The sequence below is a fragment of the Bacteroides sp. 1_1_14 genome (assembly GCF_000162515.1).
GTDB lineage: Bacteria > Bacteroidota > Bacteroidia > Bacteroidales > Bacteroidaceae > Bacteroides > Bacteroides thetaiotaomicron.
The window spans coordinates 258580-276002 of sequence record NZ_GG774708.1 but is presented as its reverse complement, the minus strand read 5'-3'; the positions used below and the strand labels follow the sequence as shown (position 1 = coordinate 276002).

Here is a 17423-nt window from a genome sequence, read left to right as displayed (position 1 = left end):
AACAATTTTCATTTTCACTTGTATTTTTCGACAGAGGCAATAACGACAAAAAGCTTATTATCAACAGCCTATTCAAAACAAGCATTTATATTTTCTTTCTAACTGCCATACGGCATACCCGATTCACCTACATTTGCATCATCGGTTCCCCCGAACAAATTTTAAAAATCTAGTTACCATGAAAAGGAATTTATTATTCATTATCTTACTATTATTATTACCCGGTCTTCACCAGGTATTCGCAGCAAGCACTATAAAGAAAGTAGCCCCGACCTTTTGGTGGGCAGGAATGAAGAATCCCGAATTGCAGATACTATTATATGGTGACCGCATATCATCCGCAGACGTCAGTCTTTCTGCCGATAATATCACGCTGCAAGAAGTGGTAAAACAGGAGAATCCTAATTATCTGGTTCTGTATTTAAACCTTTCGAAGGCTGCTCCACAGAACTTTGACATCATCCTGAAACAAGGCAAAAAGCAGACAAAAATCCCTTACGAGCTTAAACAGCGCCGGCCGAATGCTTCGGCAGTAGAAGGTTTTGATTCGAGCGACGTGCTTTATCTCATTATGCCGGACCGTTTCGCCAATGGCAACCCCTCCAACGACATCATTCCCGGAATGCTGGAAGGAAATGTAGACCGTAATGAGCCTTTCGCACGTCATGGCGGCGACTTGAAAGGAATAGAGAATCATCTGGATTACATAGCAGACCTCGGAGTCACCAGTATATGGCTCAACCCGATTCAGGAAAATGACATGAAAGAAGGATCGTATCACGGTTATGCCATTACCGACTATTATCAGGTAGACCGCCGCTTCGGCAGTAACGAAGAGTTCCGCAAACTTACTCAGGAAGCTAATGCCAAAGGGCTGAAAGTAGTAATGGACATGATCTTCAACCATTGCGGTTCGGACAACTATCTGTTTAAAGATATGCCCTCCAAAGACTGGTTTAACTTTGAAGGCAACTACGTGCAGACCAGCTTCAAGACTGCCACTCAAATGGACCCGTATGCTTCCGATTACGAAAAGAAAATCGCTATCGACGGTTGGTTCACACTGACCATGCCGGACTTCAACCAAAGAAACCGTCATGTAGCTACATATCTGATACAGAGCAGCATCTGGTGGATAGAGTATGCTGGTATCAACGGCATCCGTCAGGATACACACCCTTATGCCGACTTTGATATGATGGCACGCTGGTGCAAAGCGGTCAATGAAGAATATCCCAAGTTCAACATTGTAGGTGAAACATGGCTGGGCAACAATGTACTCATCTCCTACTGGCAGAAAGACAGCAGACTCGCTTATCCGAAGAACAGCAATCTCCCTACTGTCATGGACTTCCCGCTAATGGAAGAGATGAACAAGGCTTTCGACGAAGAGACTACCGAATGGAACGGAGGACTTTTCAGACTCTACGAATATCTGTCACAGGACATCGTCTACAGCCATCCAATGAACCTGCTGACCTTCCTCGACAATCACGATACTTCCCGCTTCTACCGTTCGGAAGCTGATACAAAGAATCTGGACCGGTACAAGCAAGCCCTGACATTCTTACTGACAACCCGCGGAATACCGCAGATATATTATGGAACTGAAATCCTGATGGCAGCCGACAAGGCGAATGGAGACGGACTGCTCCGCTGCGACTTCCCCGGAGGCTGGCCGAACGATACAAAAAACTGCTTTGACGCAGCCAACCGCACTCCGCAGCAAAATGAAGCATTCTACTTTATGCAAAAACTGCTCCAATGGAGAAAAGGAAACGAAGTCATTGCCAAAGGCCAACTCAAACATTTCGCACCGAATAAGGGTATCTACGTGTACGAACGCAAATACGGCGATAAGTCAGTCGTTGTTTTCCTGAACGGAAACGACCGGGAACAGACCATCGACCTGGTTCCTTACCGGAAAATACTCCCCGCTTCATCTGCTTTCGATTTATTGACAGAGAAAAAGGTTGAATTAAGAAATGAATTAACACTTCCAAGTCGTGGAATATACCTTCTATCCTTTTAAATAAGTTCACTTCGACTTATATTTATCAGGATACCAAAAGACAATAAACTACTGTAAAACAAAACTTTGAGATTAATATAAACTTGTATTTTTATTCTAGACAGCCCAAAGTCTCAAGATGGTTGCTATATTTGCAATATCCGGAACAGAGCGGAGTAAAAATATTAGTTAGCTTATAATTTAATACCATAAATAGAATGAAAAAGAGAAAGATTTTATCGCTCATCGCATTCCTTTGCATCTCATTCATTGCGAATGCCCAACAGAAATTAACCTCACCGGACAACAATCTGGTAATGACCTTTCAAGTAGATTCCAAAGGTGCCCCAACGTATGAACTGACGTATAAGAACAAAGTGGTAATCAAACCCAGCACTCTCGGACTGGAACTGAAAAAAGAAGATAATACCAGAACCGACTTCGACTGGGTGGACCGCAGAGACCTGACCAAACTTGATTCAAAGACCAACCTGTACGACGGCTTCGAAGTAAAAGATACCCAAACGGCTACCTTTGATGAAACCTGGCAACCGGTCTGGGGAGAAGAAAAAGAAATCCGCAATCACTATAACGAACTGGCAGTCACCCTGTATCAACCCATGAATGACCGTTCTATCGTTATCCGTTTCCGTCTGTTCAATGACGGTCTGGGATTCCGTTATGAATTTCCTCAGCAGAAGTCACTCAATTACTTCGTGATCAAGGAAGAGCATTCTCAATTTGGCATGAACGGCGATCATATCGCTTTCTGGATACCGGGTGACTATGATACGCAGGAATATGACTACACCATTTCCCGCTTATCAGAAATCAGAGGGCTGATGAAAGAAGCGATCACTCCGAACTCTTCTCAGACTCCTTTCTCACAGACAGGCGTACAAACTGCACTGATGATGAAAACGGATGATGGCTTATACATCAATCTTCATGAAGCCGCTTTGGTTGATTACTCATGTATGCACCTCAATCTGGACGACAAGAATATGGTATTCGAATCCTGGTTGACACCGGATGCCAAAGGAGACAAAGGGTATATGCAGACTCCCTGCAACACACCTTGGCGTACGATTATCGTGAGCGATGACGCCCGCAATATCCTCGCTTCACGTATCACTCTCAACCTGAACGAACCATGCAAGATAGCGGATGCCGCTTCTTGGGTAAAACCCGTGAAATATATCGGCGTATGGTGGGACATGATCACCGGAAAAGGCTCATGGGCTTACACCGACGAACTGACCAGCGTAAAACTCGGTGAAACGGATTACTCCAAAACAAAACCGAACGGCAAACATTCTGCCAACACAGCCAACGTGAAACGTTACATTGACTTTGCAGCCGCTCACGGATTCGATGCAGTACTGGTTGAAGGCTGGAACGAAGGCTGGGAAGACTGGTTCGGCAACAGCAAAGACTATGTGTTTGATTTCGTGACTCCTTATCCCGACTTCGATGTGAAGGAAATCCACCGCTATGCAGCCAGCAAAGGAATCAAAATGATGATGCATCACGAGACTTCCGCTTCTGTACGCAACTACGAACGCCACATGGACAAAGCCTACCAGTTTATGGCAGACAATGGATACAACTCCGTAAAGAGCGGTTATGTAGGCAACATCATCCCCCGCGGCGAACATCACTACGGACAATGGATGAACAATCACTACCTGTATGCAGTGAAGAAAGCCGCCGATTACAAAATCATGGTGAATGCACACGAAGCAACCCGCCCTACCGGTATCTGCCGTACATATCCGAATCTGATCGGTAATGAATCCGCCCGCGGTACAGAATATGAATCATTCGGAGGCAACAAAGTATATCATACAACGATTCTGCCTTTCACACGCCTGGTTGGCGGTCCGATGGATTACACTCCCGGCATCTTCGAAACGCATTGCAACAAGATGAATCCGGCAAATAATTCTCAGGTACGTTCTACCATTGCACGCCAGTTGGCACTATACGTTACCATGTACAGTCCTTTGCAGATGGCTGCCGACATTCCGGAAAACTACGAACGTTTTATGGACGCTTTCCAGTTCATCAAAGACGTAGCTCTCGACTGGGACGAAACGAACTATCTGGAAGCAGAACCGGGAGAATACATCACAATTGCCCGTAAGGCAAAAGGTACGGACGACTGGTACGTAGGCTGCACAGCCGGTGAAAACGGTCATACCTCCAAACTCGTATTCGACTTCCTGACTCCGGGCAAACAATACATCGCTACCGTCTACGCGGATGCCAAAGATGCCGACTGGAAAGAGAACCCGCAGGCTTATACCATCAAGAAAGGTATTCTGACGAATAAGAGCAAGCTGAACCTGCACGCAGCTAACGGAGGCGGATATGCTATCAGCATCAAAGAGGTAAAAGACAAATCAGAAGCTAAAGGTTTGAAAAGATTATAATAAGGAAAAGAAATAACAAAGATAGAGAATATACATTTTGGTAAAAAAGAGAGTGTTTTCGAGCACTAAGAACAATGACGAAGAGAAGGTTTTCAATAGGTATTTTTAAGAGAGAATGATAAGAGAAATTACAATTAACTTTAAAGACAAAAACATGAAAAAAGGAAACTTTATGTTCAAGGTCCTGCTTATGCTTATAGCTGGAATATTCTTGTCCATTGACGCATTTGCTCAGCAAATTACTGTCAAAGGAATAGTGAAAGACACAACGGGTGAACCGGTTATAGGTGCCAATGTTGTGGTGAAAGGCACTACCACCGGAACGATTACCGATTTCGACGGCAACTTCCAGTTGTCTGCCAAGCAAGGTGACATAATTGTTGTTTCATTCATCGGATACCAGCCAAAGGAACTTCCGGCAACCACACAAATGAATGTAATACTGAAAGACGATACGGAAATACTGGACGAAGTAGTAGTCATCGGTTACGGTCAGGTGAAAAAGAACGATATGACCGGTTCGGTAATGGCTATCAAGCCCGATGAACTTAGTAAAGGTATTACGACGAATGCTCAGGATATGTTATCCGGTAAAATAGCCGGTGTCAGCGTGATCTCCAATGACGGTACACCGGGTGGTGGCGCTCAAATCCGTATTCGTGGCGGTTCTTCATTGAATGCAAGCAATGACCCGCTGATCGTTATTGACGGTCTGGCTATTGACAACGAAGGTATCAAAGGGATGGCAAACGGTTTATCAATGGTTAACCCTGCGGATATCGAAACCCTTACTGTACTGAAAGATGCCTCTGCAACTGCCATTTACGGTTCGCGTGCATCCAACGGTGTTATTATTATCACCACCAAGAAAGGAAAGAACGGACAAGCTCCCAGCGTAAGCTATAACGGTTCTGTATCCTTCTCCAAAACTCAAAAGCGCTATGATGTATTGAGCGGAGATGAATATCGCGCTTACGCCAATCAGTTATGGGGTGACAAATTACCGGCAGATTTAGGAACCGCCAATACAGACTGGCAGGATCAGATATTCCGTACTGCTGTCAGCACCGACCATCATGTTTCTATCAACGGAGGATTCAAGAACCTGCCTTACCGTGTGTCTTTAGGTTATACAGACGATAACGGTATTGTGAAAACATCCAACTTCCGACGCTTCACTGCTTCCGTGAACCTGGCTCCTTCCTTCTTTGAAGATCATCTGAAGTTCAACATCAATGCCAAATTCATGAACGGTAAAAACCGCTATGCCGACACAGGTGCCGCTATTGGCGGAGCATTGGCTATCGACCCTACCCGTCCGGTTTATTCTAACGAAGACCCTTACCAGTTTACAGGCGGCTACTGGCAGAATATTAATTCTACCACAGGTTTCAGCAATCCGGACTGGAAATACACGTCCAATCCGAACTCTCCCCAAAATCCGCTGGCTGCACTGGAACTCAAAAATGACAAGGCGAACAGCAACGACTTTGTTGGAAATGTAGACGTTGACTATAAATTCCATTTCCTGCCTGACCTCCGTCTGCACGCAAGCATAGGTGGCGAATATGCGGAAGGTACACAGACTACGATTGTTTCTCCATACTCATTCGGCAATAATTATTATGGTTGGAATGGCGACGTTACCCAATATAAATACAACCTTTCGTACAACATATACGTACAGTATATCAAGTCTTTGGGTGCAAACGACTTTGACATCATGGTCGGTGGTGAAGAACAACACTTCCATCGCAACGGATTTGAAGAAGGCCAGGGCTGGGATTCCTATACGCAAGAACCCCATGACGCCAAATTGCGCGAACAAACAGCTTATGCAACCAGAAATACACTGGTCTCTTACTTCGGCCGTCTGAATTACTCCCTGCTGAACCGTTACTTGTTTACCTTTACCATGCGTTGGGATGGCTCGTCACGTTTCTCCAAAGATAACCGTTGGGGTACATTCCCGTCATTGGCACTGGGATGGAAGATTAAAGAAGAAAACTTCCTGAAAGATGTAAATGTGCTGTCTGATCTGAAATTGCGTTTAGGCTGGGGTATTACCGGTCAGCAAAACATAGGTGATGATTTTGCTTATCTTCCTCTGTATGTAGTCAATAACGAGTATGCCCAGTATCCTTTTGGCGATACGTATTACTCTACTTCCCGCCCGAAGGCTTTCAATGAAAATCTGAAATGGGAAAAAACGACCACATGGAATGCCGGACTGGACTTCGGATTCCTGAATGGAAGAATCACAGGCGGTATCGACGGATACTTCCGTAAAACGGATGACCTGCTGAACAGCGTTAAGATCCCCGTAGGAACTAACTTCAATGCCCAGATGACACAGAATATCGGTTCACTGGAAAACTACGGTATGGAATTTTCCATCAACGCCAAACCGATTGTGACTAAGGACTTCACCTGGGACCTCAGCTATAACATTACATGGAACCACAATGAAATCACCAAGTTGACAGGTGGCGACGACAGCGATTATTACGTAGAAGCAGGCGATAAGATTTCCAGAGGTAACAATACCAAGGTACAGGCGCATAAAGTAGGTTACGCTGCCAACTCTTTCTACGTTTACCAGCAGGTATACGACGAAAATGGCAAACCTATTGAAAATATGTTTGTTGACCGTAACGGAAACGGAACAATAGACAGCGGAGACAAATATATCTACAAAAAACCGGCAGGCGATGTTTTGATGGGACTGACCTCCAAAATGCAGTATAAGAACTTTGACTTCAGCTTCTCCTTACGTGCCAGTCTGAACAACTACGTGTACTATGACTTCCTGAGCAACAAAGCCAACGTCAGCACTTCGGGACTGTTCTCCAATAATGCATATAGCAACACCAGTGCCGAAGCCGTCGCACTCGGTTTCAGCGGACAAGGTGATTACTACATGAGCGACTATTTTATACATAACGCATCATTCTTACGTTGTGATAACATCACGTTAGGTTATTCTTTCCAGAATCTGTGGAAGACTCAAACCTACAAAGGTGTTGGCGGGCGTGTATATGCTACAGTACAGAATCCGTTCATTATCAGTAAATACAAAGGCCTTGATCCGGAAGTAAAAAGCGGTATCGACGCCAATCCATATCCCAGAGCTATGACTTTCTTATTAGGTTTAAGTCTGCAATTCTAACATTCATTAAATCAATTTATCATGAAAACAAAATATATCAAACAGCTATTTTCAGCCGCACTGATCGCAGTTCTCTCTTCGGGAGTAACTTCATGTATCAACGATCTGGATATTAGTCCCATCGCCCCTCAGACAGGAGGTAGTTTCGACCAGCAGGGAGTATTTGTGAAAGGATATGCCATGTTGGGTGTAACCGGACAAAAGGGTATCGACGGCTCTCCTGACCTCGACGGACAGGACGAAGGCGAATCCGGTTTCTATCGTACCACTTTCAACTGCAACGAACTGCCTACCGACGAATGTCTTTGGGCATGGCAGGAGAATCTGGACATCCCTCAGCTTACAAGCATTAGCTGGAGTCCTTCCAGCCAGCGCACAGAGTGGGTTTACGTCCGTTTGGGATATGACATCACACAATATAACTTCTTCCTCGACCAGACCGAAGGCATGACAGATGCAGAAACACTGCGTCAACGTGCGGAAATACGTTTCCTGCGTGCCCTCCATTATTGGTACTTCCTCGACTTGTTTGGTAAAGCTCCGTTCAAGGAACACTTTAGCAATGACTTGCCTGTCGAGAAGAAGGGGACGGAACTCTATACCTACATTCAGAATGAACTGAACGAAATTGAAGCTGATATGTATGAACCTCGCCAGGCTCCCTTCGGACGTGCAGACAAAGCCGCCAACTGGTTGCTCCGCGCACGTTTGTACCTGAACGCAGGCGTATACACCGGACAAACCGATTATGCAAAAGCGGAAGAATATGCCAGCAAAGTGATTGGCTCAGCATATAAGCTATGTACAAATTACAGCGAACTGTTTATGGCCGATAACGACGAGAATGAAAATGCCATGCAGGAAATCATTCTGCCTATCCGTCAGGATGGAGTGAAGACACGTAACTATGGCGGTTCAACTTATCTGGTTTGTGGTACTCGTGTAGCCGGTATGCCCCGTATGGGAACAACGAACGGTTGGTCCTGTATCTTTGCCCGTGCAGCAATGGTACAAAAGTTCTTCTCCAATCTCGAAGATGTGCCGATGCTGCCCGCCGATGTTGAAATTCCGACCAAAGGCTTAGATACAGATGAGCAGATCGATGCTTTCGATGCAGAACACGGCATCAGAACAGAAGACATGATCAAAGCTGCCGGTGACGACCGTGCCTTGCTATACTCTGGTGTAGGAGGCGGCAGACGCAAAATTCAGACAGATGCGATCAGCGGATTCACCGATGGCTTGTCGATTGTAAAATGGCAGAATTACCGCTCTGACGGAAAACCCGTCAGCCATGCTACTTATCCTGACACAGATATTCCTTTGTTCCGTTTGGCAGAAGCATACCTGACACGTGCGGAAGCCATTTTCCGTCAGGGAGGAGACGCCACAGGAGACATCAATGAACTTCGCAAACGCGCCAACTGTACAAGAAAGGTACAGACCGTAACCGAACAGGAACTTATCGACGAATGGGCACGTGAATTCTATCTGGAAGGTCGCCGTCGTTCAGACTTGGTTCGTTTCGGTATGTTCACAACCAATAAATATCTTTGGGACTGGAAAGGTGGAGCAATGAACGGAACATCTGTCGCTTCATACTACAACAAATATCCTATCCCTGTATCGGATATAAACAATAACAGGAATATGTCACAAAATGAAGGCTATAAATAACCAAGAGTTCATCCTTATATAAAAGAATGCCATTATGAAAAAAATATCCAACATATTACTCGCTGTCACCTTCGCACTGCCTCTATTTACGGCCTGCGAAACAGACAATGACAGCAATCCGATCCTGAACGAACCCGATACATTCACGCTCAATACGCCCGCGTATGCAGCCAACAATGTATATGACCTGAAGAATGCCCAAACTGTAGAACTCACTTGTTCGCAACCGGACTACGGTTTTCCGGCAGCTACCACCTACACGGTACAAGCCTCATTTGAACAGGATTTCATAGAAGCGACAGATGAGAGCAAAGCCAACTATACAGTGTTAGAAAGCACCTCCCCGACAGCAAAGATCAATGTGGATGCTTCCGAACTCAACAATGCGCTTCTCGACTTGTGGACGGCCGTGAACGGAGAGCAGGCAGAACTCCCTACCGAACCGGTAGCTGTATATATCCGTCTGAAGGCCAACATCACAAGCAGTGGAAAAGGAGTATGTTTTTCCAATGTGATTGAGTTACCCAACGTTCTGATTTCCAAGAGCACCAGCTCATTGACACCTCCCAAGACAATGTTCATTGTAGGTTCTATGCTGGATACCGACTGGAAAGTATGGAAACCGATGGCAGGTGTCTACGGTATGGACGGTCAGTTCTATTCAATGATTTACTTCGATGCCAACTCCGAGTTCAAGTTCGGAACAAAGGAAAACGAGTATATCGGTATTAACGACAACCGCGTGACGGTTACCGACAAAGCCGGAGCAGGAGTCAGCGGCAGTGACAACTTCGTCGTAGAAAACGCCGGATGGTATCTCTTCTACGTCAAAGCGGCTGTCAAAGGGGATGATTATCAGTTTACCATTACTTTCTACCCGGCTGAAGTGTATTTGTTCGGTAACACAACCGGTGGTTCATGGGCATTCAACGACGAATGGAAGTTTGCGGTTCCCGCCACCAAAGACGGTAACTTCGTATCTCCTGCCATGACTGCAAGCGGAGAAGTACGTATGTGCTTCAAGACAGACCTCGACTGGTGGAGAACCGAGTTTACACTCCATGACGGTGAAATCTTCTATCGTGATTTCAACCTTATTGACAGTTGGACAGAAAAGGGAGACGGTTATTCCGTACAAGGTTCAGCCGGCAATGTGATCCATCTGAACTTCACGGCAGGTACAGGAGAAAAGAAGTAATTAACTTTAAAAAGAACGATTCATCATGAAAAAACATTTAATATACACAGGGATGTTTCTGGCAGCAATCGGGTTTTCTGCCTGTAACGAAGATTTCAAGGACTGGGCTGATCCCCAGTCCAATCCCCAGGAAGAGTCAGCGGGACAGTTGACTGCAACTTTCACAGCAGGCAAAGACGCCAGCATCGTCATGGACGCGGCCACAGCCGATTCCGTAGAAATTGCAAAGTTAAGCTCGACCACAGCCGAAGAAGGCAGTAAGATTGCTGTCAACTCTTTGACACTGAATGAGAATCACACCATTCCATTTTCCATGACGGAAGATCATGTCTTTAAAGTAGCCTTGGCACAACTGGACAGTGTGACGCAGGAAGCCTACAAAAGCCGTGCAAGCGTGGTACGTGAATTGAAAATCTCTATTAATGCTTCTGCCGTAACTCCTTCCGGTGAAGGTATTCAACTGGTGGGAAATGAAGTAAGCATCACCTTGCAGCCTGCCACAACTCCGGCTGTTGATCCCGACGGCTATTATATAGTCGGTGATTTCACAGGCTGGGACGGCAACAGTGCCCAACAGATGAAGAAGGACGCTCTCGATGAAAACCTGTATATACTGGAAGCAGAAATAGAAAGTACTTCGAACTTCAAGATTTTCCCGGCTTCAGCTATTAACGGAAACGACATAGACTGGACCAAAGCCTTGGGAAGTAGTGTAGACGGTGATGACTCCGGTGATAATTTTGTTAGCTGGACAAATGCGGGAGCCATTAATACAGCACTGGACGGTAAGATCAAAATCTCGTTCGATGCCTTCAACTACCGTTTTACAGTGAAAGACAACAGTGCGCCCACCGAACTTTATATGACCGGCAGCGCATACAACTGGGGAACTCCTGCCGGTGATCCGAATGCTTGGAAAGCACTTGTTCCGGTCAACGGAATGAAAGGAACTTTCTGGGGAATCTTCTATTTCGCAGCTAACGATCAGGTGAAGTTTGCACCGCAAGCCAACTGGGGCAATGACTTCGGTTTTGTAGATGCTATCTCACAGGAATCCAAAGACCTTGCCGGATTGTCGGACGAGGGCGGCAACATAAAAGTCGGTATAGCCGGCTGGTACTTAGTATATGTCTCCGTTATCGGCGATGACAAAGCGATAGAATTTGAAAAGCCGAATGTATATCTGATGGGCGATACCTCATACAACGGTTGGGACGCACAACTGGTAGAACAGGACTTATTTACCGTGCCCGGAACGGCTGATGGTGAATTTGTTTCTCCGGCATTCCTGAAAGATGGCGCAGTACGAATCTGCGTAAATCCGAAAGCTGTCTCTGCCGGCGACTGGTGGAAAACAGAATTTATCATCTTCGACGGACAAATAGCTTACCGGGGCAACGGTGGTGACCAAGCTGCGGTACAAGGTAAAACCGGACAAAAGGTTTATCTGAACTTCGGCAACGGAACAGGCCGTATCGAATAATACTACAAGAAATCAGAGAAACAGGGAATGGCCGTCGCGAATACAATGGAATCGGGGCGGCCACTGTTTTTTAAGAGACTACATTTATTGTCTTTAATACATCATCATTATGAATAAACATCTCCACTTATTATCTCTTTTGTGGTTGTCAATGCTCATGGCATTCATGACCGCTTGCAGCGATGACAAAAATATCACCGAGCCTGCTCCGGAACCCGAACCGCCCATCGAAGGGCAATGGACCGCACTTACCGCCTCTCCCGACACATGGGACGAGACCAAACGGGCAGATATCTCCTACCAGTTACTGGTCTATTCCTTCGCCGACAGCGACGGAGACGGATATGGAGACCTGAATGGCGTCACCCAAAAGCTGGACTATCTCAACCAACTAGGCGTGAAAGCCCTCTGGCTCTCTCCCATCCACCCCTGTATGTCTTATCACGGATATGACGTCACAGACTACACCAAAGTCAATCCGCAGCTCGGCACAGAAAGCGACTTCGACCGTCTGGTTACAGAAGCCCACAACCGAGGCATCAAGATTTATCTGGACTACGTAATGAACCACACCGGCACTGCCCACCCGTGGTTCACCGAAGCTAGTTCATCATCCGAAAGCCCGTATCGCAATTATTATTCTTTCTCTGAAGACCCGAAAACAGATATCGCAGCAGGCAAAATCGCCATGATCACCCAAGAAGGAGCAGCCGGATACAATGCCGCAGAATGGTTTCAGGTTTCTGACGAGACCGCTGCCGTGAAAGGACTGCTGAAATTTACACTGGACTGGAGCAACGCATCTTCCCCCATCCTTGTCGTTTCCACAGGCACCAAAGCAGACGAGGATAATCCGGACACAGGTACCGACAACGCCAAATACTTATACTACGGAGAAGACATCTGCAAAAAGTTTTATGACAAAGGAAACAACATCTATGAACTCACCGTCGACTTTGAGTCCACTTGGGGGCTTCTGATCCGTACCAGCAATGCTTCTTCCTGGCCATCCGGAACAAAATACGGCGCCTCTTCCTCGTCCGAGAAACTCGCGCTGAACAAGGATTTCAAACTGACCAACGCCGGCAACCCTGCCAACATCATGTTCGACAGCCAGCAGATCACCTATTTCCATTCTCATTTCTGCACCGACTGGTTTGCCGACCTTAACTACGGCCCTGTAGACCAGGCAGGCGAATCACCGGCATATCAGGCAATAGCAGACGCCGCCAAAGGATGGATCGCCCGTGGTGTGGACGGCCTCCGCCTCGACGCCGTGAAGCACATCTACCACAGTGAGACCAGCGAAGAAAATCCTCGTTTCCTGAAAATGTTCTATGAAGATATGAACGCCTATTACAAACAAAAAGGACATACGGACGACTTCTATATGGTAGGCGAAGTGTTATCGGAATACGATAAAGTAGCTCCTTATTATAAAGGTCTGCCCGCCCTTTTTGAATTTTCCTTCTGGTATCGTCTGGAATGGGGAATCAATAATAGTACCGGATGTTATTTTGCCAAAGACATCCTTTCTTACCAACAGAAATACGCCAACTATCGAAGCGATTACATCGAAGCAACGAAACTGAGTAACCATGACGAAGACCGTACATCGTCCAAGTTGGGTAAATCCGCCGACAAATGCAAACTGGCCGCCGCCGTCTTACTCACTTCCGCCGGACATCCTTACATCTATTACGGTGAAGAACTGGGACTTTACGGAACAAAGGATAACGGAGACGAATATGTGCGCAGCCCGATGCTATGGGGAGATAGCTACACTACCAACTACACAGACAAGACGGATGCCACCGTTTCGAAAAATGTGAAAACGGTAGCGGACCAACAAGCCGATACCCATTCACTTCTGAACATATATTTCTCCCTCACCCGATTGCGCAACACCTATCCGGCACTGGCAGAAGGAAATATGACCAAACATTCCGTCTACAACGAATCACAGGAGAAAGACTATAAGCCGATTGCCGCCTGGTATATGACCAAGGACAACGAGAAACTGCTTGTCATCCATAATTTCGGCGGAACGGCCATGCTACTTCCGCTGACAGACAAGATTGAGAAAGTATTGTTTGTGAATGGCGAAGCTCAACAAAATACAGACAGCGACAGTTACACCTTGAAACTGGGAGGATACGCCTCTGTAGTATTCAAGTTGGGCAACTAAATACATCAAGACCACGTCTTCAGATTTATTCTATTCTTATGAAATGAATCTGAAGACGTGGGCTTGACTTTTTCCGGTTTCTATCTATCTTCAAGAAACCTTATATCAATCGGAATTTCCACTTTTTAATGGAATAAGAATCAAACTTGTGTTTCTCCTTCTATATACTCTTCCAAAAATAGATTCTCCCCATCGAATACTGCATAGGAGAAATAGTTAATCCAGTCTCCAAGAATCAGCACACGGGAAGTAGCACTCAACATTAAATCCAGTTCAATGTGACGATGGCCATAAATGAAGAAGTTGATATTAGGATGACTCTTCAGATATTCTTTTGTATAAAGTACCAGATGTTCCTTATTCTCCCCCATGTAATCCGGTTCTTTGCCGTCCACCCGCTTTTCGCGGCTATGTTTTGCCCACGTCAAGCCCAATTCCACACTCCAACGGGGATGGATGGCAGAAAACAGTGTCTGAAGTGTTGTACTGTGAAACATCCAGCGCAGCAACTTAAACTTCTTGTCTGGGTCACCCAGTCCGTCACCGTGAGCCAGATAAAACTCTTTTCCGTATATTTCGGTAGTCAATGCTTCACGATGAATAATCACTCCGCATTCTTTAGAAAGATAATCCCCACACCAGATATCATGGTTGCCGGTAAAGAAATGTACCTCCACTCCCATATCCGTGAGTTCGGAGAGCTTTCCTAAAAAGCGGGTGTATCCTTTGGGAACCACTAACCGGAATTCATACCAAAAATCGAACATATCTCCCAACAGGTAAACGGCAGAAGCTTTATGCTTGATACTGTCGAGGAAGTTCACCAAGCGCCGTTCCTGTGTACGTCCATGTTCTATGGCACGGGAACCAAGATGCGCATCGGAAAGGAAATAAACGTTCTTCATGAGTTTTGAGTTTAGAGTTATCAGTTTTATATTTTGAGCTATGAATTTACAGGAATCCGAGTTCCAGTTTTGCTTCCTCACTCATCATATCTTTATCCCATTCCGGTTCGAACACAAGGTTGATAGTGGCAGATGTCACTCCTTCCACCGATTCTACTTTCTGGCGGATATCTTCCATGATGAAATCGGCTGCCGGACAGTTGGGAGCAGTCAGAGTCATATCAAGCGCCACTTCCCCATTGTCTGAGACGTCTATCTTATAAATCAGTCCAAGATCATATACATTTACCGGAATCTCAGGATCGTACACCGTCTTTAGCATGGCTACGATCTTTTCTTCTATTTTAAATTTTTCCATAGGGCTTTCCTTATTAATATGTATTGCAAAGATAAGAATAAATTTATTCAGAGCAGCCCTTCGTCGGCAAAACTGTAAAACTTATCCTCACAAACAATAACGTGGTCTATCAGGCGAATGTTCATTGTGTCGGCTGCCCGGCGGATGTGTTCCGTCAGCGTCCGGTCCGGTTGGCTGGGTTGGATATTTCCCGAAGGATGGTTATGCACTACGGCTATTTGCGTGGCTCTTTGCAGCAGTGCTTCCCGAAGAATGGTACGTACATCCGTATACGTTCCGTCTATTCCGCCCGCGCTGATACGTACTTTATCGATCAGTCTTGTCGCCTGATTCAATAATAATACCCAGAACTCTTCCTGTTCAAGGTCGCACATGACAGGCTGGAAGATGTCATAGATATCTCTTGAACAAGAGATGCGGGGGCGTTCTTGGATATTTTGCAGTTTCCGTCGCTTCCCGAGTTCCAGGGCAGCCATTACAGTGATGCTCTTTGCCGGTCCCATTCCTTTAAAACGGGAATAGTCGCAGACTTCCCACTTTGCCAAGGAGTTCAGATTGTTATCACAAGAGAGAAGCAAACGCCTCATCAGTTCGACAGCACTTTCTTCCGTATTTCCGGAGCCTATTAATATGGCGAGTAGTTCGGCATCACTCAATGCGGCTGCTCCTTTCTCCATCATCTTCTCCCGGGGACGGTCTTCCAGCGCCCACTGGTTGATGGATAGTTTGTGTTTGCTTTCCATGATCAAATCACTTACTTATAAAAATTCTTTTGAAACGCCTCGAATTCGTCCTTTCCTCTTATACAACGCTGCCACCATGCACGCCAGAATCCCGTTCCATAACCAATTAGTTGTATAAAGGAAGCAGTAATTGACAGCATTCCAATCCATAAACTGCGATTTCTGATTGTCGAATCCACGCAAACCACCAAGGAATAGAGCAGTAAGGGAAGAGGTGCTGCCAACATGGCGGCAAATCCTAAAAACAGAAGTGCCATCTCGCCTGTCGCACACCCGGGAACCGTTTTGGAATATAGCAGATAAAAAGCTAACAAAACGAGCCCCAACCCCAAAAGAGTCAATAATAAAAGCAAAGAGACTCCCAACGTGAACACTGCCGGTAGCAAATGCACCAATTTCAACGAATCGGGATATTTCTTATAAAGGTTAATGCGGGCAATGCCGGAGTTATGGACTTGCTTAAAGAACTTCTTCAAGTCTGTCCGACGTTTGTGATATACCCACGCATCGGGGAAAAGACGACAAGTATAGCCACCTTTAAAAATACGGATACTGAAGTCGATATCTTCCCCGAAGCGCATTTTAGAGAATCCCCCCAAAGCTTCATACACTTCGCGACGAATCCCCATATTGAAGCTACGAGGATAAAACTTGTCCATCTTCTTTTTTCCGCCACGGATACCGCCTGTTGTAAAAAAGGAAGTCATCGAGTAGTTGATAGCTTTCTGAATATCCGTAAAAGAATCGTGCGCACGGTCGGGACCACCGAACGCGTCGGCTGGAGAAGCCTGAAGCTCCTTCTCTATCGCGTCAAAATATCCTTCGGGCAAAATGACATCAGAGTCCAGTATGATAAAATATTCTCCTTCGCTTCGCTCCGCTCCGTAGTTACGGGTCTGCCCCGGTCCGGAATTGGGTTTAGAGAAATACTTGATGTCCAACCGATCTGTATACCGATCTGCCACTTCCTTACAAGGGATGGATGAACCATCTTCAACAATAACTACTTCAAAATCTTTAAAACACTGTACAGTGAGACTTTGCAGCAATTCATCCACCTCATCGGGACGATTGTAAACGGGAATTATGACAGAATAGCGCATATCAATGAATTTATAAAATAACGATTTTGCGTAAATCCAATAAAACGAATATTGATTTGAAGCACAAAGTAAGGTAAAAAAAACGAGACTTATAAAAGAGTTAACAAAAAAAGGCGACTTCATGATAAGCCGCCTTTTTTTTATTATCTCAGT

The 17423-nt window shown here is 45.7% G+C and carries 11 protein-coding genes; 7 read left to right on the top strand and 4 right to left on the bottom strand.

All coding sequences use genetic code 11. From position 1 onward, the window contains the following. Positions 1-178 precede the first annotated feature (178 nt). The 7 genes from HMPREF9007_RS07235 to susG all read left to right on the top strand — a co-directional run bounded on the left by HMPREF9007_RS07235 (position 179) and on the right by susG (position 14161). Positions 179-2032: a glycoside hydrolase family 13 protein gene (locus tag HMPREF9007_RS07235; protein WP_008762643.1), complete on the top strand. Its 1854-nt coding sequence runs from the start codon at positions 179-181 to the stop codon at positions 2030-2032. 197 nt (positions 2033-2229) lie between these two features. Then, entirely contained in the window at positions 2230-4446 is a 2217-nt protein-coding gene (locus tag HMPREF9007_RS07240; protein ID WP_008762642.1) for a glycoside hydrolase family 97 protein, read from the top strand. 154 nt (positions 4447-4600) lie between these two features. Further along, complete coding sequence (gene susC, locus HMPREF9007_RS07245; RefSeq protein ID WP_032850604.1) at positions 4601-7615, top strand: starch-utilizationTonB-dependent receptor SusC; 3015 nt, start codon at positions 4601-4603, stop codon at positions 7613-7615. Between the two features lie 21 nt (positions 7616-7636). Next, complete coding sequence (susD, locus tag HMPREF9007_RS07250; RefSeq protein ID WP_008762640.1) at positions 7637-9292, top strand: starch-binding outer membrane lipoprotein SusD; 1656 nt, start codon at positions 7637-7639, stop codon at positions 9290-9292. Between the two features lie 34 nt (positions 9293-9326). After that, positions 9327-10490 carry a starch-binding outer membrane protein SusE gene (susE, locus tag HMPREF9007_RS07255; RefSeq protein ID WP_008762639.1) on the top strand — a complete coding sequence of 388 codons (1164 nt, stop codon included), beginning with the start codon at positions 9327-9329 and terminating at the stop codon, positions 10488-10490. A gap of 25 nt (positions 10491-10515) precedes the next feature. Continuing rightward, complete coding sequence (gene susF / locus HMPREF9007_RS07260; protein WP_008762638.1) at positions 10516-11973, top strand: starch-binding outer membrane protein SusF; 1458 nt, start codon at positions 10516-10518, stop codon at positions 11971-11973. A 109-nt stretch (positions 11974-12082) separates the two neighbouring features. After that, on the top strand, positions 12083-14161 hold the full coding sequence (susG, locus tag HMPREF9007_RS07265) for an alpha-amylase SusG (protein WP_008762637.1): 2079 nt from the start codon (positions 12083-12085) through the stop codon (positions 14159-14161). A 140-nt stretch (positions 14162-14301) separates the two neighbouring features. On the opposite strand, the gene HMPREF9007_RS07270 is transcribed toward susG, so the two are convergent. Genes HMPREF9007_RS07270 through HMPREF9007_RS07285 form a run of 4 tightly spaced genes read right to left on the bottom strand, consistent with a single transcriptional unit; the run spans position 14302 to position 17393 of the window. Then, the gene (locus HMPREF9007_RS07270) at positions 14302-15066 is read right to left on the bottom strand and encodes a UDP-2,3-diacylglucosamine diphosphatase (RefSeq protein WP_008767009.1); all 765 of its coding nucleotides are present in this window, start codon (positions 15064-15066) and stop codon (positions 14302-14304) included. Between the two features lie 46 nt (positions 15067-15112). Beyond that, on the bottom strand, positions 15113-15424 hold the full coding sequence (locus tag HMPREF9007_RS07275; RefSeq protein ID WP_008762635.1) for an iron-sulfur cluster assembly protein: 312 nt from the start codon (positions 15422-15424) through the stop codon (positions 15113-15115). A 47-nt stretch (positions 15425-15471) separates the two neighbouring features. Further along, positions 15472-16167, bottom strand: a complete 696-nt coding sequence (radC, locus tag HMPREF9007_RS07280) for a DNA repair protein RadC (protein WP_008762634.1) — start codon at positions 16165-16167, stop codon at positions 15472-15474. Between the two features lie 11 nt (positions 16168-16178). After that, positions 16179-17393, bottom strand: a complete 1215-nt coding sequence (locus HMPREF9007_RS07285) for a glycosyltransferase (RefSeq protein WP_008767011.1) — start codon at positions 17391-17393, stop codon at positions 16179-16181. Positions 17394-17423: the final 30 nt, after the last annotated feature.